Origin of the sequence: Pseudomonas sp. S04, assembly GCF_009834545.1 — a bacterium.
GTDB lineage: Bacteria > Pseudomonadota > Gammaproteobacteria > Pseudomonadales > Pseudomonadaceae > Aquipseudomonas.
The window spans coordinates 1504790-1526387 of the sequence record NZ_CP019427.1 but is presented as its reverse complement, the minus strand read 5'-3'; the positions used below and the strand labels follow the sequence as shown (position 1 = coordinate 1526387).

General features: G+C 59.4%; 16 protein-coding genes and 1 pseudogene. 2 read left to right on the top strand and 15 right to left on the bottom strand.

Annotation, left to right across the window (positions count from 1 at the left end; all coding sequences use genetic code 11):
* Window positions 1–5: 5 nt before the first annotated feature.
* The gene (locus tag PspS04_RS06675) at window positions 6–1607 is read right to left on the bottom strand and encodes a 5-guanidino-2-oxopentanoate decarboxylase (RefSeq protein WP_159994269.1); all 1602 of its coding nucleotides are present in this window, start codon (window positions 1605–1607) and stop codon (window positions 6–8) included.
* Window positions 1608–1856: 249 nt separating this feature from the next.
* Here PspS04_RS06675 and PspS04_RS06670 point away from each other — a divergent pair, with 249 nt between their 5' ends.
* Both PspS04_RS06670 and PspS04_RS28045 read left to right on the top strand, forming a co-directional pair.
* Window positions 1857–2975 carry a succinylglutamate desuccinylase/aspartoacylase family protein gene (locus PspS04_RS06670; RefSeq protein WP_159994267.1) on the top strand — a complete coding sequence of 373 codons (1119 nt, stop codon included), beginning with the start codon at window positions 1857–1859 and terminating at the stop codon, window positions 2973–2975.
* Window positions 2976–3080: 105 nt separating this feature from the next.
* Window positions 3081–3143 (top strand): annotated as a pseudogene (locus PspS04_RS28045) (DUF932 domain-containing protein); the annotation flags it as partial.
* 32 nt (window positions 3144–3175) lie between these two features.
* On the opposite strand, the gene PspS04_RS06665 reads toward PspS04_RS28045, so the two are convergent.
* The 14 genes from PspS04_RS06665 to tssC form a co-directional block, all read right to left on the bottom strand.
* Complete coding sequence (locus tag PspS04_RS06665; RefSeq protein WP_162530194.1) at window positions 3176–4183, bottom strand: serine/threonine-protein kinase; 1008 nt, start codon at window positions 4181–4183, stop codon at window positions 3176–3178.
* Window positions 4180–4905, bottom strand: a complete 726-nt coding sequence (locus tag PspS04_RS06660; protein WP_159998746.1) for a PP2C family protein-serine/threonine phosphatase — start codon at window positions 4903–4905, stop codon at window positions 4180–4182. Before PspS04_RS06660 ends, PspS04_RS06665 begins: the two co-directional genes overlap by 4 nt.
* Before the next feature lie 2 nt (window positions 4906–4907).
* On the bottom strand, window positions 4908–8435 hold the full coding sequence (tssM, locus tag PspS04_RS06655; protein ID WP_162530193.1) for a type VI secretion system membrane subunit TssM: 3528 nt from the start codon (window positions 8433–8435) through the stop codon (window positions 4908–4910).
* A 13-nt stretch (window positions 8436–8448) separates the two neighbouring features.
* The gene (gene icmH, locus PspS04_RS06650) at window positions 8449–9324 is read right to left on the bottom strand and encodes a type IVB secretion system protein IcmH/DotU (protein ID WP_095171722.1); all 876 of its coding nucleotides are present in this window, start codon (window positions 9322–9324) and stop codon (window positions 8449–8451) included.
* Window positions 9325–9329: 5 nt separating this feature from the next.
* Window positions 9330–10661 (bottom strand): type VI secretion system baseplate subunit TssK, encoded by a 1332-nt coding sequence (gene tssK, locus PspS04_RS06645; protein WP_159994263.1) that lies wholly within the window; start codon window positions 10659–10661, stop codon window positions 9330–9332.
* A gap of 2 nt (window positions 10662–10663) precedes the next feature.
* Window positions 10664–11164 (bottom strand): type VI secretion system lipoprotein TssJ, encoded by a 501-nt coding sequence (gene tssJ, locus PspS04_RS06640; RefSeq protein ID WP_159994261.1) that lies wholly within the window; start codon window positions 11162–11164, stop codon window positions 10664–10666.
* Between the two features lie 5 nt (window positions 11165–11169).
* Window positions 11170–12366 (bottom strand): type VI secretion system-associated FHA domain protein TagH, encoded by a 1197-nt coding sequence (gene tagH / locus PspS04_RS06635; RefSeq protein ID WP_159994259.1) that lies wholly within the window; start codon window positions 12364–12366, stop codon window positions 11170–11172.
* 17 nt (window positions 12367–12383) lie between these two features.
* Window positions 12384–12524 carry a type VI secretion protein gene (locus PspS04_RS06630; protein WP_159994257.1) on the bottom strand — a complete coding sequence of 47 codons (141 nt, stop codon included), beginning with the start codon at window positions 12522–12524 and terminating at the stop codon, window positions 12384–12386.
* Between the two features lie 87 nt (window positions 12525–12611).
* The gene (locus PspS04_RS06625; protein WP_159994255.1) at window positions 12612–14129 is read right to left on the bottom strand and encodes a sigma-54 interaction domain-containing protein; all 1518 of its coding nucleotides are present in this window, start codon (window positions 14127–14129) and stop codon (window positions 12612–12614) included.
* A 10-nt stretch (window positions 14130–14139) separates the two neighbouring features.
* Window positions 14140–16758, bottom strand: a complete 2619-nt coding sequence (gene tssH / locus PspS04_RS06620; RefSeq protein ID WP_159994253.1) for a type VI secretion system ATPase TssH — start codon at window positions 16756–16758, stop codon at window positions 14140–14142.
* Between the two features lie 13 nt (window positions 16759–16771).
* Complete coding sequence (tssG, locus tag PspS04_RS06615; RefSeq protein ID WP_095171735.1) at window positions 16772–17779, bottom strand: type VI secretion system baseplate subunit TssG; 1008 nt, start codon at window positions 17777–17779, stop codon at window positions 16772–16774.
* Window positions 17743–19530, bottom strand: coding sequence for a type VI secretion system baseplate subunit TssF (tssF, locus tag PspS04_RS06610; RefSeq protein ID WP_159994251.1), 1788 nt, complete (start codon window positions 19528–19530; stop codon window positions 17743–17745). Before tssF ends, tssG begins: the two co-directional genes overlap by 37 nt.
* A gap of 160 nt (window positions 19531–19690) precedes the next feature.
* Window positions 19691–20098, bottom strand: coding sequence for a type VI secretion system baseplate subunit TssE (tssE, locus tag PspS04_RS06605; RefSeq protein ID WP_095171738.1), 408 nt, complete (start codon window positions 20096–20098; stop codon window positions 19691–19693).
* Window positions 20099–20110: 12 nt separating this feature from the next.
* On the bottom strand, window positions 20111–21586 hold the full coding sequence (tssC, locus tag PspS04_RS06600) for a type VI secretion system contractile sheath large subunit (protein WP_159994249.1): 1476 nt from the start codon (window positions 21584–21586) through the stop codon (window positions 20111–20113).
* Between the last annotated feature and the right edge of the window lie 12 nt (window positions 21587–21598).

The following is a 21598-nucleotide window of genomic DNA, read 5'->3' as shown; positions in this document are numbered from 1 at the left end:
GATGCTCAGGCAGACAGGAAGGCTGCGGCGTCCAGTTCCAGCAGGACCGGCTGGCGGGTGTCGGCCAGGCGGATCAGCGCTTCGCGCAACTGCTCGCGGCTACTAACGGACTGGTGCTGGACGTGGCAGGACTTGGCCAGCGCGGCGAAGTCCGGCGGCAGGATGTCGACGCCCAGTGGCGGGATCTCGCGGGCGGTCATGTAGTCGCGGATCTCGGCGTAGCAGTGGTTGTTCCACAGCACCACGATCACCCCTGCCTCGGCCTCACGCGCGGCGATCAACTCGGCGCTGGAGAACTGCACCCCGCCATCCCCCACCACTGCCAGTACCGGGCGCTCGGGCATCGCCAGCTTGGCGCCGATCGCCGCCGGCAAGCCGTAGCCCAAGGTGCCGAAACCGGTGCCGGCGTTGAACCAGCTGTTGGCTTGCGGCGCCCGGTAGCCCAACGCGCCCTGATACACCGGCTGGGTCGAGTCGCCGACCACAATCGGCGCCGGCAGGCTGTCGCGCAGGGTGTCGAGCATCTGCTGCATGACGTTTTGCTTGGGGCTCCAGCTCGCACGCTCGGCGGCATTGACCCGCGCCACGCCAAGGCCGGCCCAGTCACTGGCCGGGCGCTCGGGCACGGCGCTCAAGAGCGCCTGCAGACCTTGCCCGGCGTCCCCCAGCAAACCGACATCGGCACGGGCCGCGCCGAGAATCTGCAGTGGGTCGATGTCGAGGCGAATCAGCGGTGCATTCAAGACCAGCGGCCCGAGGCCAAAGAAGTCGTAGTCGGTCTCGCCCAGTTCGGTGCCGACCGCCAGGACCACATCCGCCTCGGCAAACAGCGCCCGGCCATGGGCCGACGACTGCACGCCATCGAGCAGCAACGGATGCTCCGGCGCCAGCAGGCCACGGGCATTGGTGGTCAGGGCCACGGGGGCCTGCAGCCGCTCGGCCAGCGCTTGCAGCAACGGGCCGGCACGCCGGGCGCCGCCACCCGCGAGGATCAACGGCTTACGCGCGGCGGCCAGCAGTTGCACCGCTGCGTCGATATTCACTGCGGCCGGGGCCGGGGCTTGCGGCAAGGTGCGCGGGCGCAGGTCGAGGCCATCGGCCGGCATCTCCAGCACGTCGAGAGGGATTTCGATATGCACCGGCCGTGGCCGCGCGCAACTGAACAGCGCAAAGGCACGGGCCAGCACTTCGGGCAATTCCTGCGGGCGTTGCAGGGTATGGCTGAAGGCGCAAACCCCGGAGACGACGGCACGCTGGTCGGGCATTTCATGCAGATAGCCATGGCCCAGGCGCTGGTGTTCGCGACGGCTGGTGGTGGAGATCACCAGCATCGGCACTGAGTCGGCGTAGGCCTGGCCCATGGCGGTGAGGATGTTGGTCATGCCGGGGCCGGTAATGATGAAGCACACCCCGGGCTTGCCGCTGGCGCGGGCATAACCGTCGGCCATGAAGCCGGCGCCCTGTTCGTGCCGTGGGCTGATGTGGCGCAGCGAACTGCCGTGCAATCCGCGATACAGCTCGACCGTGTGCACGCCGGGAATGCCGAACACCGACTCCACGCCGTAGCCTTCGAGTAACTGGACGAGCGCCTGGGCACAACTGGTCATGCGAGCACCTCTGTATTGTTATGGTTATGTCAGGCATGCGCGGCCTGATTCGAGGGCTCTAGTATTGGTGACAAAACAATTACATCAATCGAAATAAATTTGCGTCTTTGTCCAATTTAATTGAACAGATCGACCGTCGATGAGGGGGCGAAAGGATCATATTGCTCACCAGTGATGGGCAAATTATTCGATTGTGGGGGTTGGGCATTTTCATAAAGATGCTGCGACGGCCCCCATAAGGAAGACCCCATGCTTGTCCGGCACCAGCCCCTCTTGACCCGCAATCCCTGCACCCAGCGCCAGCTGATCAGCCTGCATTACGGTCAGCCCGGGGGCGCCGGCAAGGTGTACCTGCAAGCCAGCCTGCACGCCGACGAGTTGCCCGGCATGCTCGCGCTGCATCATTTGCGTTTGCTGCTGGACGAGGCCGAGGCCCGTGGCGAGATCCTCGGGGAAATCGTGCTGGTGCCGATCGCCAACCCGATCGGCCTGGAACAGACGCTGATGCACGATGCCATGGGCCGTTTTGACTTCAACAGTGGCGAGAACTTCAACCGGCGTTACCCGGACCTGGCGCAGATGATCCAGGCGCAGCTTGGTGATGAGCTCAACGACGATCCGCAACACAACCTGCAGCTGATTCGCCGCGCCATGGCCGCGGCCTTGCACGGGATGTTGCCCGGCAGCGAGCTGGACTCCCTGCGCCAGGCGCAATTGCTGCTGGCCCACGACGCCGACTTCGTCCTCGACCTGCATTGCGACGCCCAGGCGGTGGTCCACCTGTACGGCGAAACGCCTTATCAGGCCCAACTCGAACCCCTGGCCCGCTACATTGGTGCCCAGGCCACCCTGCTGGCCAGCGGCACCGGTGCCGGCTCGTTCGACGAAGCCTGCGGCCAACCCTGGTGGCGCCTGGCGCAACAGTTCGCCAACCGCTTCCCGATTCCCTCCGGTTGCGTCGCCGCCACCGTCGAGCTGCGGGGCGAAGCGCAAGTCGAGCACCCACTGGCCAGCCAGGACGCTGCCGCGCTCTACGCCTTCCTGCAACACCGCGGCCTGCTCGCCGGCACCGCGCCGCCGCTACCCGCCCTGCTCCAGCCCGTCACCCCTTTCGACGGCTCCCTGACCCTACGCGCCCCGTGCGCCGGGCTGGTGGTGTTCCTGCACAGCCCGGGAGCCTGGATCGAGCGCGAGCAACCGGTGGTCCACATCATTGACCCCATCAGCGGCACGACCCAGGTGGTGTGCAGCACCACAAGCGGAGTGATGTACATGCGCAGCGCCATCCGCTTTGCCGCGGCGGGAGTGGAGCTGTGCAAGGTGGCGGGAGCGGTGCCGTTGGCGGGTGGGGTGGTGGTTTCGGCGTGATGAGGTGCGTGGTGTGTTTGAGATCGTTGCTCGGTCCTACAATGCGTTGGCAGGCTGTGCCAGGAGGCTTCGCGGTCGGGTCAGGCGGGCCAGGGGTTTGAATCGCCCCGTGAAGTCTTGGAGTTCTACCGAGACCTGACGGAACGCTCGGGTTATGAGCTGGAAACCGAAGCTCGACAAGGAAGTAATGCATCACGTAGTCATCCGTTACGCCAATGCGTCAAGCGTTGCAGCCAAGACGAAGTGACAGCGAAAGCGTCACGCAATTGTTTGGCAGTGATCGTTCGGTCCGCCACATCGAAAGCCAATGCCGTTCGCAGGGCTGGCCAGCAGTGTTTCGGTAAGTTCTGAGGTGTACGCAACTCGCGCTCCAGATGCTCATTGCGTGCCCGGGTCGAGGGCAAACGACGGAACGGGGGCTTGCCTTCCGCCAATTCGTAGATCACACAAGCCACGCCGTACACGTCGGCACTGGCCGACAGCGCTTGGCCGTCGAGCAATTCTGGCGCGGCGTAGCCCGGCGTCCAGCCATTGAAGCGCTCGCGACTCAAGTGCGGCAGGCCGGGCAGGATGCCCTTCTCCGCTTGACCGAGACCGAAGTCAAACAGGCGAACGCCTTCTTCGCTGAGCATCACGTTGCTTGGCTTCATATCACCATGCAACACGCCGCGAGCATGGGAGTAGGCCAGTGCATCGAGCAGCGGCAGCACGATGTCGCGTAATTCCTCCCACGGCAGGCCTTGGGGGCGCTCGCAGAGTAAGTTATCCAGGGTCAATCCACGCATGAACTCCATGGTGACGAAGGCACGCTGGCAGTCAGTGTCCACCTCAAAAGTGTGCAAACGCAGCACGTTGTCGTGCCGCAGGCGCCGGGTCAGGGCGAACTCGTTGTAGAGCAACGCACTGGCGTCCGGCGACTCGGAAAATTCTTCGCTGAGAACTTTCAGCGCGACGTAAGGGTCGGGTTCGCCGAACTGTTCGCTCAGCAAGTCTCGTGCACGGTAAACCGCGCCCATGCCACCGGCACCGAGCAAGCGCTCGATGCGGTAACGGCCTGCCAGCACATCGGGTATTTCACCAATGGTAGCCCTGGTTGGCGCTAGCACGGCTTCAGCCTTGTACGACTTGGCGAACGCAAAGTAGGTCAGGTTGCTGTCCTGCGCCTCGCTCTCCAGCAGGTCGTCGATCGGTCGCATGTGTTCAGTCATTGCCGGATCACTACAGCTGTCAGGTTGTCTCGGGCCGAGCCACGCAGTGCGCCGTTAAACAAACGATCCAGCGCAACCTGCGGCGCGGTCAGGCTCAAGGCGTCGCCGAGTGCATCGCTGCCGAGTCCTTGGTACAGGCCATCGCTGCAGAGCAAGAACGCATCGCCGGGACAGATCTCAAGCTCCAGCACATCCAGGGTCAATTGCTCCGCAGCCCCGACCGCTCGGGTCAAGGCATATGCGGCAGGATGGGCCTTGGCCTGTTCGACGCTCATTTGCTGTTCGTCGATCAGTTGTTGTTGCAGTGAATGGTCCTTGGAGAGCTGATACAAACGCTGGCCGCGCCACAGGTAGCAACGGCTATCGCCGGCCCAGATACAGGCCGCACGATTGCCTTCCACCAGCAACGCCACCACGGTGCTGCCTATGATGCTGTCGTGGCGCCCGGCGGTGACGGTCAACTCCTGACCCAAACGACGGTTGAGCCAGTGCAGGCACTGGCGAATGCCTTTGAGTCGTTCGTCGAAATCATCCTGCACTGGCAGTTCCGCCAGGCTGGCGACGATCAACTGGCTGGCGATATCGCCCCGCTGATGACCGCCCATGCCGTCCGCAACCACCCACAACCCCTGCTGTGGGGCGTCCAGAAAAGCATCTTCGTTGCGCGCCCGAACCTTGCCGGCATCGGTGCGTGCTGCGCTGCGCCAGGGGCCGGCCACCAGCGTCAAAGCTGCACCGGCATGCGGAAGGTACGCAGCACGCCCATGTCGAACGGATTTGGCGTGCGCTGGCTGGTCAGCAAGTAGTTGGCGCGCAGGCCTCCTACGTCAGCCTTGAGCACCAGTACGTCACGGCCGGTCAGGTATTCGGTCTGCATCAAATCAAACAGACGGAACAACGACCAAGGGCCGGTGTTCTTCTCGATACCCAGCGGGCGGCCGACCATTTTGTCGAGCACCAGGCTGGTACGCCCGTCTTCAGCGTCGGTTGGCCATTTGAACGACACCGGTACTATCGGGCCATGACGGTATTCGATGGTCTTGTCGCCAAACTTGAACTCGGAACGGCTGACAGCCGGGTCGAGGGTGTAAGGCTCCAGTTTGAACTGCACCTGAGGTTCGGCTGGGTTATCGGCGAAGAAGCTCTGGCGGATCACGAGCGCGGCGGCCATCTGATCAAGGTAGACCTTGGAGATCGGTAGACTGTGACCATCGACACTGCGCATGCGGTAGTTACCCGGATCACCGCTGACAAACGGACGCAGGTAGCTGTCGAAGAAGCGGTCGACAATCCCCCGGGCCTTGAAAAACTCGCGGAAATCGCTGATCGCTACGTCGCTGGCGCTGTGGGCGCTGAACGGATAGCGCTTGCTGATCGCCTTGCCGTAGAAGCTATACAGTTCACTCTGATAGCGCTGATTCAGATATCGATAAGAATCGCTGAGTACCAGACGCCAGGTGTCTTCAGCCAATACGTTGAACCACACACTCACCGGGCGCGGCAGACGGCCCGACGCATTGCGCAAGTTGCTCAGCGCATCACGCTGGCCACCCATACGGGTCTTGGCCATTTCGAACGCGGCTTGCTCTGGTGAACTGGCACGAGCCAGGCTGGCCATCTGCATTTGCAGGTCATTGAGGGCGGTCAGGGCCGGGATCAGGTCAGCGGTTGGGCCGTTGTTGTCATCCAGCAAGCGGTGCAGCGACTCAAAGCGACTTTGCAGGGACTTCTTCGCGGTGTCCGGCAATTTTTTCACCAAGGTGTCAGCCGCCTTGCCGGCCGCGGTGACCGCTAGTTTTCCGAGCTTACCGCCCTTATCTGCCAGTTTCCCTGCCGCATCGGCGGCGTCATCTACCGTGTCAGCGACCACTGGGAATCGGGTGTTTTCACGCACTTCCACTAGCAGTTGCAGGATCGGCGAGTTGGCAGATGTCAGGCCCGCCAATTGCTCGGCGCCGTCACTAAAGTCGTTGATGGCCGGCAGCGCGATCCGGCCCACCGCCTCACCCCAGTAGTTGGCGTAGTCACGAAAATAAAGCTGCTCGAGTTCGACCATCAGGCGACGTAAGTCCATACCACTGATACTCGAGCCTTCACCCAGTACCCAGTTGTCACTCAGGATATCGGTAACCAGCATCGAGCCCTTAACCGAAAAATACTGCTGATAGCCCTGTTGGGTGTAGAACCCCGGGATCACGTAATCGGTGCCAACAAACAGCGGCCCCTGTGGGCCAAGATGTTGGCTCAAACGGTATTCCGGCAGGTTACGGGCCTGCTCGCGCAGCATCCGATATACCACGTTAGCCAGGGACTCACTGCGTAAAACCTGACGCGCCTGAGCCACCAACTGATCATTAAGCGGATAGATAAACGGCTGTTGTAGCAAGCGCTCGAAGTGGCTGTTCAAGCCGTTTTGCACAGTGGTGTTGCCGGTGTATCGCTGGGACCATTCGGTGGCAACCCAGTCCTTGAGCCATGGCCCGTCGCGGCGATCCTTCATATTCAACATCAGGTACGCACGCAGGCTATTGAGCAGGCGTTCGCGGTCCTTCATATTGGCGCGAATCTGCCCTTCTAGCAGGGTCGCGACCCGTGGTAATAGCTGTCCTTCAAGCTCACGTTCATAGGCAGTCTTAACCATCGGATTAACGTCTTCACCTTGATACAGACCTCCACGCTCGTAGTAACCCACATCGCCTTTTTTTGGGAACACCTGAGTAGCCGCGTAGCGGGTGTCGAGGGTCTTGAGCACCGCCATGGAGTCATCACGGGTGGTGAGGGTCGAGCTCTGTTGGCTCCAGGTTTGTGCCAGGTTACGCAGGCTTTCCAGGCGCTCGTAGTTCGCGGAGAAACCGCCCGCCCAGAGCATGCCCAATAGCGTCAGTGCGGCCAGTGCGCCCACGTACAGTGCACGCTGGCCCCAGTGGATGCGGCTGCGTTCGCGTTTGTCCAGGCCTGCAAGATCGGCCTCAGGGAAAATTACCCGACTGAGTAAATGGTGGATGAAGCGCGAATGGCCACTGCGCAGCGTCGGCAAAACGCCGGCGTTCATGCCCAGGTTGGCACCGATACCTGCGGTGGTTGCGTCCATTTCCTCAGTCAGATGCGGTGCGCTGGTCAAGTAGAAACCGCGCAACTGGCTTACACGCTGGTAGCGGTTTCCGGTGAACGCCATATCGACGAACAGGCACAGACGCTCGCCGATTTTCCCCAGTCGATGCGGGAAGTCGAGGATGCGGCCACGGCGCTGGGTATCACGCTCCTGGTACATGCGCATGATCACCTGGCTGTTGAGGCGATGCAGCAACGCTTCGAACTCAGTGCGCAGCACCGTCACATCAGTGCCGCTCTGATCCTTGCGGAAACTGGTACCGAGCACCTGATCGCTTTCTTCGCGAGTCAATTGGTCGAAGAACTCATCGAAACCAAGCAGGCGATCAGCCTTGCTCAATACAAGGTAAATCGGCACATCGACGTGCAATTTCTGATGCACATCTTGCAAGCGCGCACGCACTTGGCGGGCCAGGGTTTCAAGCTCCCGTTCACTGCCGCCCAACAGGGTTTCCACCGGGATGGTCACCAGTACACCGTTCAGCGGACGATTGCGGCGACGCTTGCGCAGCAGGTCGAGCAACGTGCTCCAGGCACTGCCATCGACGTCGGCATCTGGCTGGGTCAAGTAACGGCCAGCGGTGTCGATCAGCACGCCGTGATCGGCAAAATACCAGTCACAGTGACGGGTGCCGAGGGTATCGCGGGTCAGTTTTCGATCAATCTTGTTGATCGGAAACTCAAGCCCCGAGAAGTCCAGCAAGCTGGTTTTTCCACTGCCTTGCGGACCAATCAGCACGTACCACGGCAAATCATTGCGCCAGCGTTCGCTGCGACCACGATACAGGCTCGACGTCTTCAGGGTTTTCAGCGCGTCTTTGAAACGCGTCCTTAACTCTTTCTGGTCTTCGTCGATCTGTTCTTCGCGGCGGATACGATCCTGGCCGTACTCCGTGTCTTCTATGGCTTTTTTGCGAACACCCGCGCGCCAACTGACAAAGACCATGGTCAGGCCCCAGAACAGGAACAGCACACTGATGGTCAGCAAGCGGGAGGTCGAGTCTTCCAAAAACTTGTAGTCATCAACCGCCAGCAGCGGCCCGGCGAACCACACCAACAGCGCGACAAACAGCACCAGCAGCAGCGTCCAGACCCAGGTCTTGCGCAAGAATTCACCGACTTTCTTGAAAAGCTTTTTCATCACGCGTCCCTGTTTACGGCTGCGACTGCGGCTGGGCCGCTGCCGGATCAAACGACTGATAAGGCTGCAGAACGGTATCGCGTTGCTCGCCCAGTACCCAGGCGAAGCCCGAATACATCACCACTAGGCAAACAAAGGTGAACAGCACCACCATCCACGCCGGCACGATACGTACCAGGCTGCGACGCTGATCGCTCAGGCCTTCCCAGTGCGGTGATAACTCGCGTGGTACATCACCGCGCAACTGGCGGATCTGGCGATACAAGGCGTCGCGGATGCCGTCGAGTTCGAGCATGCCGCGAGCCTGTACGCGGTACTTGCCCTCGAAGCCCAAAGACAGGCACAGGTACATCAACTCCAGCATCGGCAGGTGCTTGACCGGATTTTTCGACAGCCGATCAAGCAACTGGAAAAATTTCTCACCACCGAAGGTTTCGTTGTGAAAGCTGCTGAGCAGGCTCATTTGCGACCACTCGCTTTCGTTACCCCACGGCGTGGTGACGACAGCTTCGTCAGCCACGGTGCAGAGCACGTAACGGGCAGCCATCACCTGGCTGCTTTCTACGCCATTGTGCAAGGCGCTGACTTCAAATAATTTCAGCCCGGTGGTCAGTCGCTCGTTGAGAACAAGCAAGTCTTCGCGGGTGCTGCTGTGCTTGAGCCGCACTACTTCAGACAATAATTCTGAGGCAGCAGCCACCAGCGAGTTCAGACTGATATTGAACGCTTCGGCCGGGCGCAAGCGCGCAGCGTAGATCATGCGTTTTTCAAGCTGCTCGAAGCGTGGAGGCGCAGCAAAGTCCGTCATCGGACTCGACGCCGGGCCGTGGCCCTGACGGTCGAGCAGGACGGTTCTATCGTCCTGGCTGTATTCCGTATTCTTGATCATGTCGGTCAGTTCCTGATGGCCCAGAATTTCAGTTCAAGCTCGGCGAATTCGCCGGACACGTGGAACGCGAAACCGCCGGAGCGTTCGAGTTGCGCCAAGTCTTCGGAGCTGAGTTCGAGAATGAAGTAGGTTTTGTTGGAGTGGAACGCAATCTGCCGCGGGGCCACAGGCAACGGTTTGACCTTGATGCCTGGCAGGTGCAGGTTGACCAGTTGACGAATACGCTCCACCGGGCCGACCTTGAGGTGCGCCGGTAAGCGATGGCGCAGTTCTTCGGAGTCGCAGTTGGCACTCGCCGCCAGTACAAACGAGGCAGAACCTAGTAGTTTGTGGTCGTGCAATGGCGAGACGATGATCCCGTATTGACGTGCTTGCAACTCCAACTCAATGGCGTGCTGTTCCAGCACCATCGACAACACCTGACGGATCGCGTCCATCAATTTACGGAAGCTTGCACCCTGATCGCTGTGCTGGTAACGACTGTCCAGACGAGGACGTTTGCTTTCGCTGGAGAATGTCGCCAGATCGCCGAGCATGGTCAGCAGCGTGCGGTACAACTCTTCCGGATGCACCTGTTCCAGGCTGAGGTAGTGACGCAGCAGTAGTTCGGTACGGTTGATCAGTTGAAGCATCATAAAGTCGCCGACTTCTGCGCCACCCACCTTGCCATTGGAACGGATCCGGTCAGCAATGGCGTCCCCGCGGTTGCCGAGCATGCTAATTACTTCCTTAAGGCACGACAGCAAGTAGCTGGAGGCGTGCGCCTGGATGTAGGTTGGTACGAATTCCGAGTCGAGGCTGATTACGCCGTCCGGCGTGGTATCGAGTACTTCGCAGATCTTCAGCTTCACGTACGCCTGATCGCTCTGCTGCTCGCCGAGCAATAGCTTGAAGTCCGGTCGAGCGCAGCTAACCTGGCTGGCGGAGTCGTCGCCAGCGTTGGAGTCGGCTACTTCCGCTTCGTACGCGGTATAGCGCGCCAGCACGTCGGACTGCTCCGGGCGACGGGACTCGATGTGGTTGCCGGTGACCAGCGGCAACGCCAGATAGATTGGCGTGTTGCCGGTGTTCGGTGGCACGTCCAGGGCCAACGGCTCGGTGTTACCACCCAACTCGAACAGACTACCGTCCGGCAGAATCCCCGATGCCTGACTAATCACCAGTTTGCCCATGTTGAGGAACTGCAAGTCGATGTCCAGGTTGAGGAAGCCCCAGATGTAGCTGCCCAGCAATTGGGTGCGGGTCTTCATCTGGTGGTCGTAGTAGCGATCGTTGTGCTGGAAGTGCTGCGGACGCAGCAACATGCCTTCCTGCCAAATGACTTTATGGGAGTTCATGGTCAGTCAGCCGCCTTGACTAGCAATTCATGGGTGTTGCGAATGCCGCTCTGGTCGAGCGTCAGGTCGGCGTCGGTGACTTCCTCCGGGGCGACTTGCAGGGTGTAGCGCCATTTGGTATCCGGCAGGTCCCGGTAGGCGGCGAGGACACCGACATAGCGGCTACCCTCCTCGACATTGAGCTTGAATTCGACGGTTTCTCCCGGACGCAACTCAAGCTCCTCGGTCGCAACCATATCGGGAGCCAGGGATTCCTTGGCGCGCTCGTACAGGCTGAAAAAATCCGCGTTCTCGAACGCCACCGGGTGCTTGAGTTCAAACAGGCGTACGACAATCGGCGACGGGCGACCGTTGAGATCCGGGTTCAACTGGTCGCTGGCCGTCAACTTCAGGTTGAGTTTGGTGATGTGCGAATACGGCGATAGCGTTGAGCAACCGCCCAGCAGTACCAAGGTGGTCAGCGCAGTCAGCGCCTTAAAAAAAACAATCGGGCGGCGAGACATGCGCATCATCCTTGGTGGTCGGTGTGAAGGGTGGAAATCAGGCGGATCTGTTCTTCGTAGGCCTGGGCGAAGTCACGGGCCAACAAGCGCTCGCTCCAGTCATCGTCCTGACGCAGGGCCTGGTGATAACGACCGTAAGCCCTCCAGCGACTGCCGGAGGTGGCGAGCAACGGTTTGTTGTCTCGCTCGAAACGCAGGGTGAGCTGTTGCGGCGAGAAGTGCTCCAAGGTGCTGCGAACGGCGGCGCGGCTGGCCGTCAGCAAGGCCACCTGATGCGCCTGTAAATCGCGAAACGCACGAGATATAGCCTGTTCAGGCGGTAACTGCCCTGGCCTGTTCGGCTGCAACAGAATGCCCAGCGCTTCACCGGCATCAACGGCAAATTTCAGCGGATTCTTGTGGGGGCCTTGCACGGTGGTCTGGGCCAGGCGCAATTCGTTTTTCAGTTCGCTGCGGGTGCGTAGGCTCTGCTGCAAACCGCCGATGCTCTGCTTGAGCAGGCGTGCGGCGTTCAGCGCCAGGGCTTCGCGAGCGTCGTGGTCGAGGCCTTTGAGGTCCACGCCCAACGCCGCGCCGAAGTGCTCCCAGAACCCTTCGCTCTGACGTTCGACCGCTTTCGGCGGCGGGGCTGGCGCAGGCTCTGCCGGGGCGGCGATCAGCTCCGGCACCATCAGGCTTTCCATGTCGATGCGCGCGTAGTCGGCGCGTTGACGTGTGTCGTGTGATGCGTTGTTTGGCGAAATGAGTTCGTCGATTTCCGAATACACACGCTCTTGCTGATCGAGTGCGTTCAGCGGGTCGAGGTCGAGGAACGCATCATCAGGAATGATACTGCCAGCGGCTTGCGGACGACCGACCTCCACATCGCAAGTCGCCAGGGCGTGAACTAGCCGTGCACGGATCTCGAAATCACCCAGCACGTATACGCTGCCGTGCTCGATACGTACCGTATCGCCCTTGTGCAAGCGTGCGCCGCTGGTACTATTCTGGATTCCGTTGCTGCTGGTATCGGTCAGGAAAAACGTGCCCTCGCGGTAGCTGATCAACGCGTGATGGTTGGACAGGTGACGCTTGCGGTCCGGAATTATCCAGTCGCAATCTTCCCCCCGACCAATCACGCCGCCGGCCTGTTTGAAGGTCTTCTGGCACAGCTGCGTAGGTACGAACTGCTTGGTGTTCAGCATTTCGAAAACCAGTTCCATGGTGATGCTCCTTGCGGTCACTTGCCGCGATTGACCGACTGCGGATCACCCAAGGGGCGATAGGTGTTGTCGTTGTATTTGTAATTGCCGCTGCAGCCACCGAGGCCACATAGAACGACAACTGTCAGAAGGACGGCTTGCCAGTGACGAATAGACATCAGAGGGTCTCCAGGGACGGCACAAAGCACCAGCCCTTACGGTTGAGGCTGTTAAAAAAGGACGGATTGAAATCGAGCGTGTTTGGCCTACACATCGACATTTCCCACATTGATGTTCAGGCGCCTTAGGCGGTAGAGGAATGTGCGCCGTGGCAGGCCGAGTTCGCGAGCGGAGAGGGTCTGATTACCGTCGTTTTTACGCAGGCAATCGATCAGCAAGTTGCGCTCAATTCGTTCCAGCCGTTCGCGCAAGTTCAGATTTTCGAGTTCAGGTATGGCGTCCATACGCAGGGAGAAGTGCTCCTCCAGCAACTCATTGCCCTCGCAGAGCAGCACCGCACGCTCGACCAAACCCTTGAGTTCACGCACGTTGCCGGGGAATGCGTAACGGCCCAAAAGATCCAGCACTTCGTTGGACCAACTCACCTCATCACGCTGCAAGAACGTACAGGCCTTGTTGGCGAAGTGTCGTGCCAAGTCGAGAATGTCGTCTTCGCGTTGGCGCAGGGCCGGTAGCTCAATAGGGAACTGCGCGAGACGGTAGTACAAATCCTCGCGAAACTTCCCTTGGCTGACCAGCACCGATAAGTCCTGATGTGTCGCGGCAATGATGCGCACGTCAATTTTGTGGGTGTCGTTGGAGCCCAGAGGACGAACCTCTCCCTCTTGCAGAACCCGCAACAGCTTGACTTGCAGCGACAATGGCATGTCACCGACCTCATCAAGCAACAAGGTGCCGCCGTTGGCTGCGTCGAACAGCCCGGATCGGTCACGGTCGGCACCCGTGAAGGCGCCTTTGCGGTAACCGAATAGCTCGCTTTCCAGCAAGCTTTCCGGGAGCGCCGCGCAGTTCTGCACGATAAACGCCTGGGAGCGACGCGGTCCGCATTCGTGGATCGCCCGGGCAACCACTTCCTTGCCAGTACCCGTTTCGCCACCCAGCAGCACGGTGTAAGAGCTGTGCAAAACTTTGCTGATCAGCGAATAGACCTGACGCATGGCTACGCTTTTACCCGTCAGGCCATAACCGCTGGCGCTCGGAGCGGCGAGCGGTGCCGGCGATGCGCTGCCGCTCGGCCATCGTAAACGCTGCAGCAAATGCAAATGGCCCAGCACGAACGAGCCAAGTCGACCAAACGAATCGGCGAAGCCTTGCAGTTCGATGTGCTGATGGCTGGCACACAGCAATAACCCTTCCACAGATTTCTGCTGATTGACCAGCGGCACGCACAGCAGTGACTGCCACGGCCTCGCCTGGCTCGGCAGAAAACTGGTCTCGTGCAGACTGCCGCTCAATTCACTAATGAACACTACGCGGTTCTGGCACAGAGCAAATTGCAGCAGTTGCTCGCCGTTGTAGTCCGCTGGCAAGCTAGCCGTTTCACGGGGTTGCAGGTTGCCATTGAGGCACTCCGCATTCATCTCCAGACAGGTGTGGGTAGCGTCCAGCAGGTACAGTTGTGCCAATTCACACCCGCTGAGCTCGGCCAGACCGCGCACGAAGTCACCCAGCAGCGCAGTTCCATCCGTCGCTCGCGACAGGCTGGCGAACTGCGCAAGTAAGGCTTCGGCATAGACCAGCGGTTGCGGCACTTGACTGAACATCACACCCACCTCAGGCGAACTCGCAGATCACGCTGGCGTTGCCGTCAAGCGTTGCGTGCACACGCTTGAGGCTTTCGCCAGTGGCCATCGCGTCCAACAAACGGTCAGCCACCAACGGCAGCACGTGCAGGTCCAGCAAATGGTCGATCAGGCGCGCGCCGCTGTCGCTTTGGGTGCAGCGCTCGGCCAGGTGGTCGACGAGGTGCTGTGAATAAGTGAAGTCGAGTTGACGACGGTTCAGGCGCTCGCCCAAACGATCGAGTTTGATTTCGATCAGTTCGCGTAGCACCTGCCCCCCGACCGGGTAATAGGGCACCACACGCATCCGCGCCAACAGTGCCGGTTTGAAGTGCTTGCTCAGCACCGGGCGAATGGTTTGTTCGAGGACTTCAGCCGATGGCCGTGCGCCGTTTTCGCAGAGTTCGCTGATGTGGTCGCTGCCCAGGTTAGAGGTCATCAAAATCAGCGTATTGCGAAAATCGATCTCGCGCCCTTCGCCGTCGTTGGCTACGCCCTTGTCAAAGATTTGGTAAAAGAGGTTGAGCACGTCCGGGTCGGCCTTCTCGACTTCATCGAGCAGCACGACGGAATACGGTTTCTGGCGCACCGCTTCGGTGAGCATGCCGCCCTCGCCATAGCCGACGTAGCCTGGTGGCGCACCGATCAGGCGCGAAACGGTATGTTTCTCCTGGAATTCGGACATGTTGATGGTGGTGATGAAACGATCACCGCCGTACAACAAATCAGCGAGGGCCAATGCCGTTTCGGTCTTGCCGACGCCACTTGGGCCAACCAGCAGGAACACCCCCACGGGCGCATCGGGCTTGTTCAGGCCGGCGGCGGTAGCGCGCATCGAACGATCAAGGGCGTGAACGGCTTGTTCCTGACCACGAATGCGGGTACGCAGGTCAGTAGCGAAGCTGGCAACCTTGGCATTGTGCTCACGGGCCAGTTGCGCCAGCGGTACGCCGGTCCAGGCACTGACCACCTCAGCCACAAGCCGCGGGCAGACTTCGAAGCTCACCAGTCGCTCTTTGACTTGCAACTCGGTCAGGGCTTTGTGAGTTTCGTTGAGTGCAGCTTCCAGGGTTTCGACGCTTTGAGCTTCGCCTAAGGTGTCTTCAACGTCTTCTTCGACCACAACGTTGGCGGCTTCACGGGCCTTGGCCAATTTTTGGCGCAGATCCAACAGATGCTCAGCCAATGTTTTCTGTTCGGTCCAGAGGGTTTCCAGCGTGACCATTTTGGTTTCAGCTTCTTCCAGACGTTCTTCCAGCGCATCCAGCGCTTCGTGGTCGATCAGCAAGCCGGCCTCGGCATCGCGGCGCAGGGCCTGACGTTGGCGGCCACCCTCTGCCAGCTCACCACGCAGCCGTTCCAGGCTTTCCGGAGCGGCTGCGAGGCTGATGCGCACACGAGCGCAGGCGGTGTCCAGTACGTCGACGGCTTTATCCGGCAGTTGACGACCCGCCAGGTAACGAGCGGACAACTCGGCAGCGGCGACCACCGCGTCATCACGTAAATAGATACCGTGGCTCTTCTCATAAACCTGAGCAAGGCCACGCAGAATGGTCACCGCCTCGCTGACGGTCGGTTCGTGCAGTTGCACTGGCTGGAATCGACGGGCCAGGGCAGGGTCTTTCTCAAAGTACTTTTTATACTCAGCCCAGGTAGTCGCAGCGATGGTGCGTAACTCTCCTCGGGCCAACGCTGGCTTAAGTAGGTTGGCGGCGTCAGAGCCACCGGCATTGCCGCCCGCACCTATCAAGGTATGGGCTTCGTCGATGAATAAGATGATTGGCCTCGGCGACGCTTTGACTTCATCAATCACACCTTTTAGGCGACGTTCGAATTCCCCTTTGACGCTGGCGCCGGCTTGCAACAGACCCATGTCCAGAGACAGCAATTCGACGCCTTTCAACGCTTGCGGCACTTCACCAGTAGCAATACGCGAGGCCAGGCCTTCGACGATGGCCGTTTTACCGACGCCAGCTTCGCCAACAACAATCGGGTTGTTCTTGCGTCGCCGAGCAAGGATGTCAACCATCTGCCGGATCGCGCCGTCGCGGCACAACACCGGGTCGAGTTTGCCGTCGCGGGCCTGCTGGGTCAGGTTGTGGGTAAAGCGTTGCAGCAGGAACTCACTCGACACGTTCAATTTACCGGTGGCCGACGGCTCTTTCCGGGATAAAGCGAACTCTTTCAGGCGGTCGATATTCAATTTGGCCAGCAACAGTTGGTAGCGACTGCCGGCGTAGCGCATCGGGTTACGCAGCAACGCGAGAATCAGTGCAGCCTGTTCGACCTGGGTCTGGCCCAGTTCAAGGTTGGCAACCAGCAAGGCGTCTTGCAGCCACTGCACCAGTTCCGGGGCGAACACCGGGTTGCGCGAAGCGCTGTGCTCGACCCGTGATTGCAGCACTGCACTGAGTTCACCAGCGTCTACTTCAGCATCCAGCAGCGCACGGGCAAGCAAGCCTTGCGGACGCTCCAGCAAACCCAGCAGCAGGTCCTCGACGAGGATCTTGCTGCCGCCACGAGCCACACAGCGTTCGGCGGAACTTTCCAGGTCACGACGGGTTTCGGCATCCAGCGCCTGGATGAGTTGCTGTAGGTCTACGTTAATCATTTGTCATCTGTCCTTAATGAATTTTGCTACCCAGAGTCACCACACCGTCCGCTTTTTCGCGGCCGAGCCAACTGGTCCATCCCAGGCGACAAGCGTTTTGCTCACCAATACGCAGTTCGCGAATTTCTTCGTGGCGCAGCATCAGGCGAATGTCGTAATCGAGCGGGTCACGGAGGGTGAACCGCACCAGTGCACACAGCGGCTGGTAGCCGAAACCGATTGGCAGAAACTCGTGAAAGCGCTGCCAGTCCAGCTCACGGATGTGGATCCGGAACTTGCCGCTGCGATCGCGTACGGTCTCCCCCAACACCACGTCGTCACCAAGCGTGGAGTTGGCTCGTCCTAGGCGATTACGCTGTTCGTCGAGGATTTCCACATGGCGCTCAATGCACTGTTCAATGGTCAGTTCGGCGTGTTTGAAGTAGTAACGCAGCACCGCTTCGATCAGCGCAGCCGAATGCGCACGCAAACTGAGCAAGCCCAGATACGGCAGCAGGCGTTTCCAATTCAGCTCTTGGGCGCGCCGGATCTCTTCACCGCCGAGGCCGATCAGGGCAAACAGCTGAGAGGAAAAAGGGTCGAGGGCACCACTCTCGAAACTGGCGCGATAGCGGTATTTTTTCCAGATCGGCAGCATCAGCCGTTGTAGGCGATGGTGAAATAGGTCTAGGAAGTTGCGGGTTGGGTTGCCATCCTCGCTGTCGCCCAGGGCCTGTTCTGCGTAAAACGCCGGCAGCGGTGACCCAGAACCAACCAGTCCGATCAAATTGAATCGCAGGCGCGCGCGCATCAGCCCGTGCTCGTGAAAGAACTCAACGCGATCAAGGTCACTGCCGGGGAACCCCAGACTGGGATTGGCCTGAAATTCCAGTTGGTCGTACAAATCGTCTTGGCTCAGATGAGGGTGTGCTTCGCGTAGTCGGTCAACTACCAACAGTACGGCCTGAAACAGCGAGTACTCGCGTATGCCTCGGGTCAGTGCACTTAAAGAAGCGGTTGCAGGCCCATACGTGGTGTCCATTGGTACACCTCTCCCTGTGTGCTTTTTACCCGCAGCTCGTGGTAGGAATTGAGACTGGCGTAAAGCGCGAAAAACTCGTTAAGAACCGAAGCGAAAACGAACAGGTCGCCCTCACCGATATACCCTTGCGGGTCGATGGTCAGTTCGGTGCGCAGCCCACGAACCGGCAACCCTCGGTGCAATCGATCGACGTGTTGATGTTTGATCGACTTGAGCCCGCCGAGCAGGCGTTTGCTGACTTTTTCAGCGTGTTGGTCGTAATAGCGTGGCAGGTCATAGGTTTCGAGAATCACCTTCAACGCGTTGACGTCGGCCAGCGACAGATAGTTAAGCGACATGTTGCTGATCAGCTTCCAGAGGAAGTCATGATTCAGCGGCGGCGCGAAGCTCGAAGTGGCAGGGGTAATGTTGCGGAAACTCAGGAACTCCGGCGTTTCTTCGCAGGCCTGGCTGATGTCGCCAAGCTTGAGCTTGCGCGGCAGGTTCTGGTTGGTGCACATCAGCTCGACCGATAGGGTTTCCTGGGCTTCGGTGTGGCGAATACCGAAGCTCAGGTAAGTGTCGAGGCCCTCGTGCAGCGAGGAAGAGCGCTGGCGAATGCTGTAGTGAGGACGGCTGTTGGGTACGTCGAAACTGGGGTCGTGCTCGAAGGACTCGAACGGAACATACTCCTGATAACCGAGGCCGCCAGGTTTCCAGCCAGTCACGGTTTCCACCGAGAACACACCGCAGTTTTCCAGGTCGTACTCGGCGGGTAGCAGCAGGTACTCGTCTTGCTTGCCGTCAAGGCGGATCGGCAGTGCATCGTGCGTGAACAGATTAACGATGGGCGTACAGTGAAGCTTCACGTTGTCCAGGGTCGGACGCATACGCAGGACTCCACTCTTGCGAATGTCGAAACGCAACTCCAGACCGCGCACCTGCTTGAGGATATATGCCGGCAAAGCCTTGAGTAGGTCCAGGCCGCTGATATCGACAAACAGGAATTTGTCCTGAAAGGCAAAATACTCTTGTAGGTAGCGATAACCGCGGAAGGTGTTCAGCGGATAAGGGATCAACGCTTCTTCTTCAGCAAAACCCACCGGCTGCACGCGGTCGCCGGGCATTTTGAACGCCATTGGCGTGCCGTTGACGCCATTAATGGGGTTGCCGGCGCCGTCCAGCGGGATCAGCTCGATGCCTTCCAGGTTACGCAACAGGCTCAGGTACAGCATCTGGCTGATGTAGCGCTCGCCGGCAAAGTGCAGTCGCAAGCGGCTCAACTCCAGCTCACCGAGGTGCCCGTCGGCGCTCATTTCCAGACGCAGGCTCATCAGCGAACCGTCGCCCTTCACCGAGTAGTTCAGCGCAGTTAGGTCCAACGGCAGGACTTCAGTCGGATAACAGGTGCGAAATCGGCAACGCACGTCATCAATCGGAACGCTTTCCACTGGTGTATCGCGTTCGACCATCAATGCCGGACCAGAACGTTTCAACGGTCCGAACTGCAAAATACTGAACGATGGCAGCGGCCGCATGTAGTTGGGCCACAGCAGTTGCATCAGAGAATGGCTGAGCTCCGGTAACTCGTCATCGAGTTTCTGACGCAGACGCCCGGTCAGGAATGCAAAACCCTCCAGCAATCGCTCCACGTCTGGATCCCGTCCGGCTTGACCGAGGAAAGGCGCCAACGCCGGGCTACGCTCGGCAAAGCGACGACCTAACTGACGAAGTGCAGTGAGTTCGCTTTGGTAATAGTGGTTAAAGGACACGGGGTACCTGCCTGGTATTCGAGCTCATGAACAAAACGTCCTAAATGCCAGACGGCTGAATAAATCACCCACGACAACACCGTCCAGGTAACCCTGCGCTTTAACTGTGGTCATGATTATTTGCTTGCTGCCTTTGGGACGTCAGGGCATTCGAGTCTCATTAGCTGACCTTGACTTGGCCGCTGCCATCTAGGCACGCGGCGAAACTGACCTGACGCTTGAAACCATCCACTTCCAGCAGGCCTTCGATGTTGAAGGACAGGCGAAGCTGATCGTGATCACGCGGCAGGGAGATGACACGCACATTGCTCAGGCGTGGCTCGTAGGCTTCGATGAAATTTTCGATGGCCAGACGGGCCTGACTCAGGGAGTCGTGCAGACTTAGACGCATGTCATTGAGATCGGGTAGCCCGTAATCGGACAGCGTTTGTACGCTGCCCGCACGGGTGCTGAGCATCTTGGCCAGATGGGCAGCCACGGACGCCATGGCGGAAACCTCGCGGCTCCAGCCGACGCGTTTGTCCGCGTCACCACCCAGGCGTTCGAAAAGGCTGCCGTATCCAGTCATGAGCTGCTCCGTTTACTCTTTGTCCAGCTTGCCAACCAGCGACAAGGTGAAATCGGCTCCCATGTACTTGAAGTGCGGACGCACGTTCAAGCTGACGCGGTACCAGCCAGGCACGCCTTCGACATCGCTGACGATGATCTGGGCAGAGCGAAGTGGACGACGACCACGGACTTCAGCGCTTGGGTTTTCCTGGTCGGCGACGTACTGGCGGATCCACTTGTTGAGTTCAAGCTCCAGGTCGGTACGCTCCTTCCACGAACCGAGTTGCTCACGCTGCAGCACTTTCAGGTAATGGGCCAGGCGGTTGACGATCATCATGTACGGCAGTTGGGTGCCGAGCTTGTAGTTCAGCTCTGCAGCCTTGCCTTCTGCGCTGACGCCGAAGAGCTTGGGCTTTTGCACCGAGCTCGCGGAGAAGAACGCGGCGTTGTCGGAGCCTTTGCGCATGGTCAGGGAGATGAAGCCTTCCTCAGCCAGTTCGTATTCACGGCGGTCGGAAACCAGAACCTCGGTAGGGATCTTGGTTTCGATTTCGCCCATGCTTTCGAAGTGATGCAAAGGCAGGTCTTCAACCGCACCACCGCTCTGCGGGCCAATAATGTTCGGGCACCAGCGGAATTTTGCGAAACTGTCGGTCAGCTTGGTGCCGAACGCATAGGCGGTGTTGCCCCACAGGTAGTGTTCGTGGCTGTTGGCGACAGTTTCTTTGTAGACGAACGATTTGACCGGGTTTTCTTCCGGGTCGTACGGGTTACGCAGGAGGAACCGCGGCACCGTCAAGCCGATGTAGCGGGAGTCTTCCGACTGGCGGAAACTCTGCCATTTGGCGAATTGCGGGCCTTCGAAGTGATCTTTCAGATCCTTCAGGTCTGGCAGACCGGTGAAGCTTTCCAGGCCAAAGAACTTCGGGCCGGCAGCAGCAATGAACGGTGCGTGAGACATACAGGCAACGCTGGACACGTACTGCATCAGCTTCACGTCCGGCGAGCTTGGGGACATGAAGTAGTTGGCGATAATTGCGCCAACAGGCTGACCACCGAACTGGCCGTATTCAGCGGTGTAGATGTGCTTGTACAGGCCAGACTGCATCACTTCCGGCGAATCGTCGAAATCGTCCAGCAGGTCTTCTTTGGAGACGTTGAGAATTTCGATCTTGATGTTTTCGCGGAAGTTAGTGCGATCAACCAGTAACTGCAGACCACGCCACGACGACTCCAGGGACTGGAACGCTGGGTGATGCAGGATTTCATCCATCTGGCGGCTGAGCTTGGCATCGATCTCGGCGATCATGCGATCAACCATGGCCTTCTTAACCGGCTCACCGTTGTTCTGCGGTTTGAGCAGCTCTTCGATGAAGGCCGACACACCACGTTTGGCGATGTCGTAGGCTTCGTCGTCCGGCGTCAGACGGGTTTCAGCGATGATGCTGTCGAGAATGCTGTATTCGCCGTTCCCGGTAGTTTTCTGCTGCAATGCACTCTTGCTCATCGTGTTGGTTTC

Bases quoted from the DNA above. Each gene is read 5' to 3' on its own strand.
- PspS04_RS06675 (WP_159994269.1), bottom strand. From the start codon at position 1,607: ATGACCAGTTGTGCCCAGGCGCTCGTCCAGTTACTCGAAGGCTACGGC.
- PspS04_RS06670 (WP_159994267.1), top strand. From the start codon at position 1,857: ATGCTTGTCCGGCACCAGCCCCTCTTGACCCGCAATCCCTGCACCCAG.
- PspS04_RS06665 (WP_162530194.1), bottom strand. From the start codon at position 4,183: ATGACTGAACACATGCGACCGATCGACGACCTGCTGGAGAGCGAGGCG.
- tssM (WP_162530193.1), bottom strand. From the start codon at position 8,435: ATGAAAAAGCTTTTCAAGAAAGTCGGTGAATTCTTGCGCAAGACCTGG.
- icmH (WP_095171722.1), bottom strand. From the start codon at position 9,324: ATGATCAAGAATACGGAATACAGCCAGGACGATAGAACCGTCCTGCTC.
- tssK (WP_159994263.1), bottom strand. From the start codon at position 10,661: ATGAACTCCCATAAAGTCATTTGGCAGGAAGGCATGTTGCTGCGTCCG.
- tssJ (WP_159994261.1), bottom strand. From the start codon at position 11,164: ATGTCTCGCCGCCCGATTGTTTTTTTTAAGGCGCTGACTGCGCTGACC.
- tagH (WP_159994259.1), bottom strand. From the start codon at position 12,366: ATGGAACTGGTTTTCGAAATGCTGAACACCAAGCAGTTCGTACCTACG.
- PspS04_RS06630 (WP_159994257.1), bottom strand. From the start codon at position 12,524: ATGTCTATTCGTCACTGGCAAGCCGTCCTTCTGACAGTTGTCGTTCTA.
- PspS04_RS06625 (WP_159994255.1), bottom strand. From the start codon at position 14,129: ATGTTCAGTCAAGTGCCGCAACCGCTGGTCTATGCCGAAGCCTTACTT.
- tssH (WP_159994253.1), bottom strand. From the start codon at position 16,758: ATGATTAACGTAGACCTACAGCAACTCATCCAGGCGCTGGATGCCGAA.
- tssG (WP_095171735.1), bottom strand. From the start codon at position 17,779: ATGGACACCACGTATGGGCCTGCAACCGCTTCTTTAAGTGCACTGACC.
- tssE (WP_095171738.1), bottom strand. From the start codon at position 20,098: ATGACTGGATACGGCAGCCTTTTCGAACGCCTGGGTGGTGACGCGGAC.
- tssC (WP_159994249.1), bottom strand. From the start codon at position 21,586: ATGAGCAAGAGTGCATTGCAGCAGAAAACTACCGGGAACGGCGAATAC.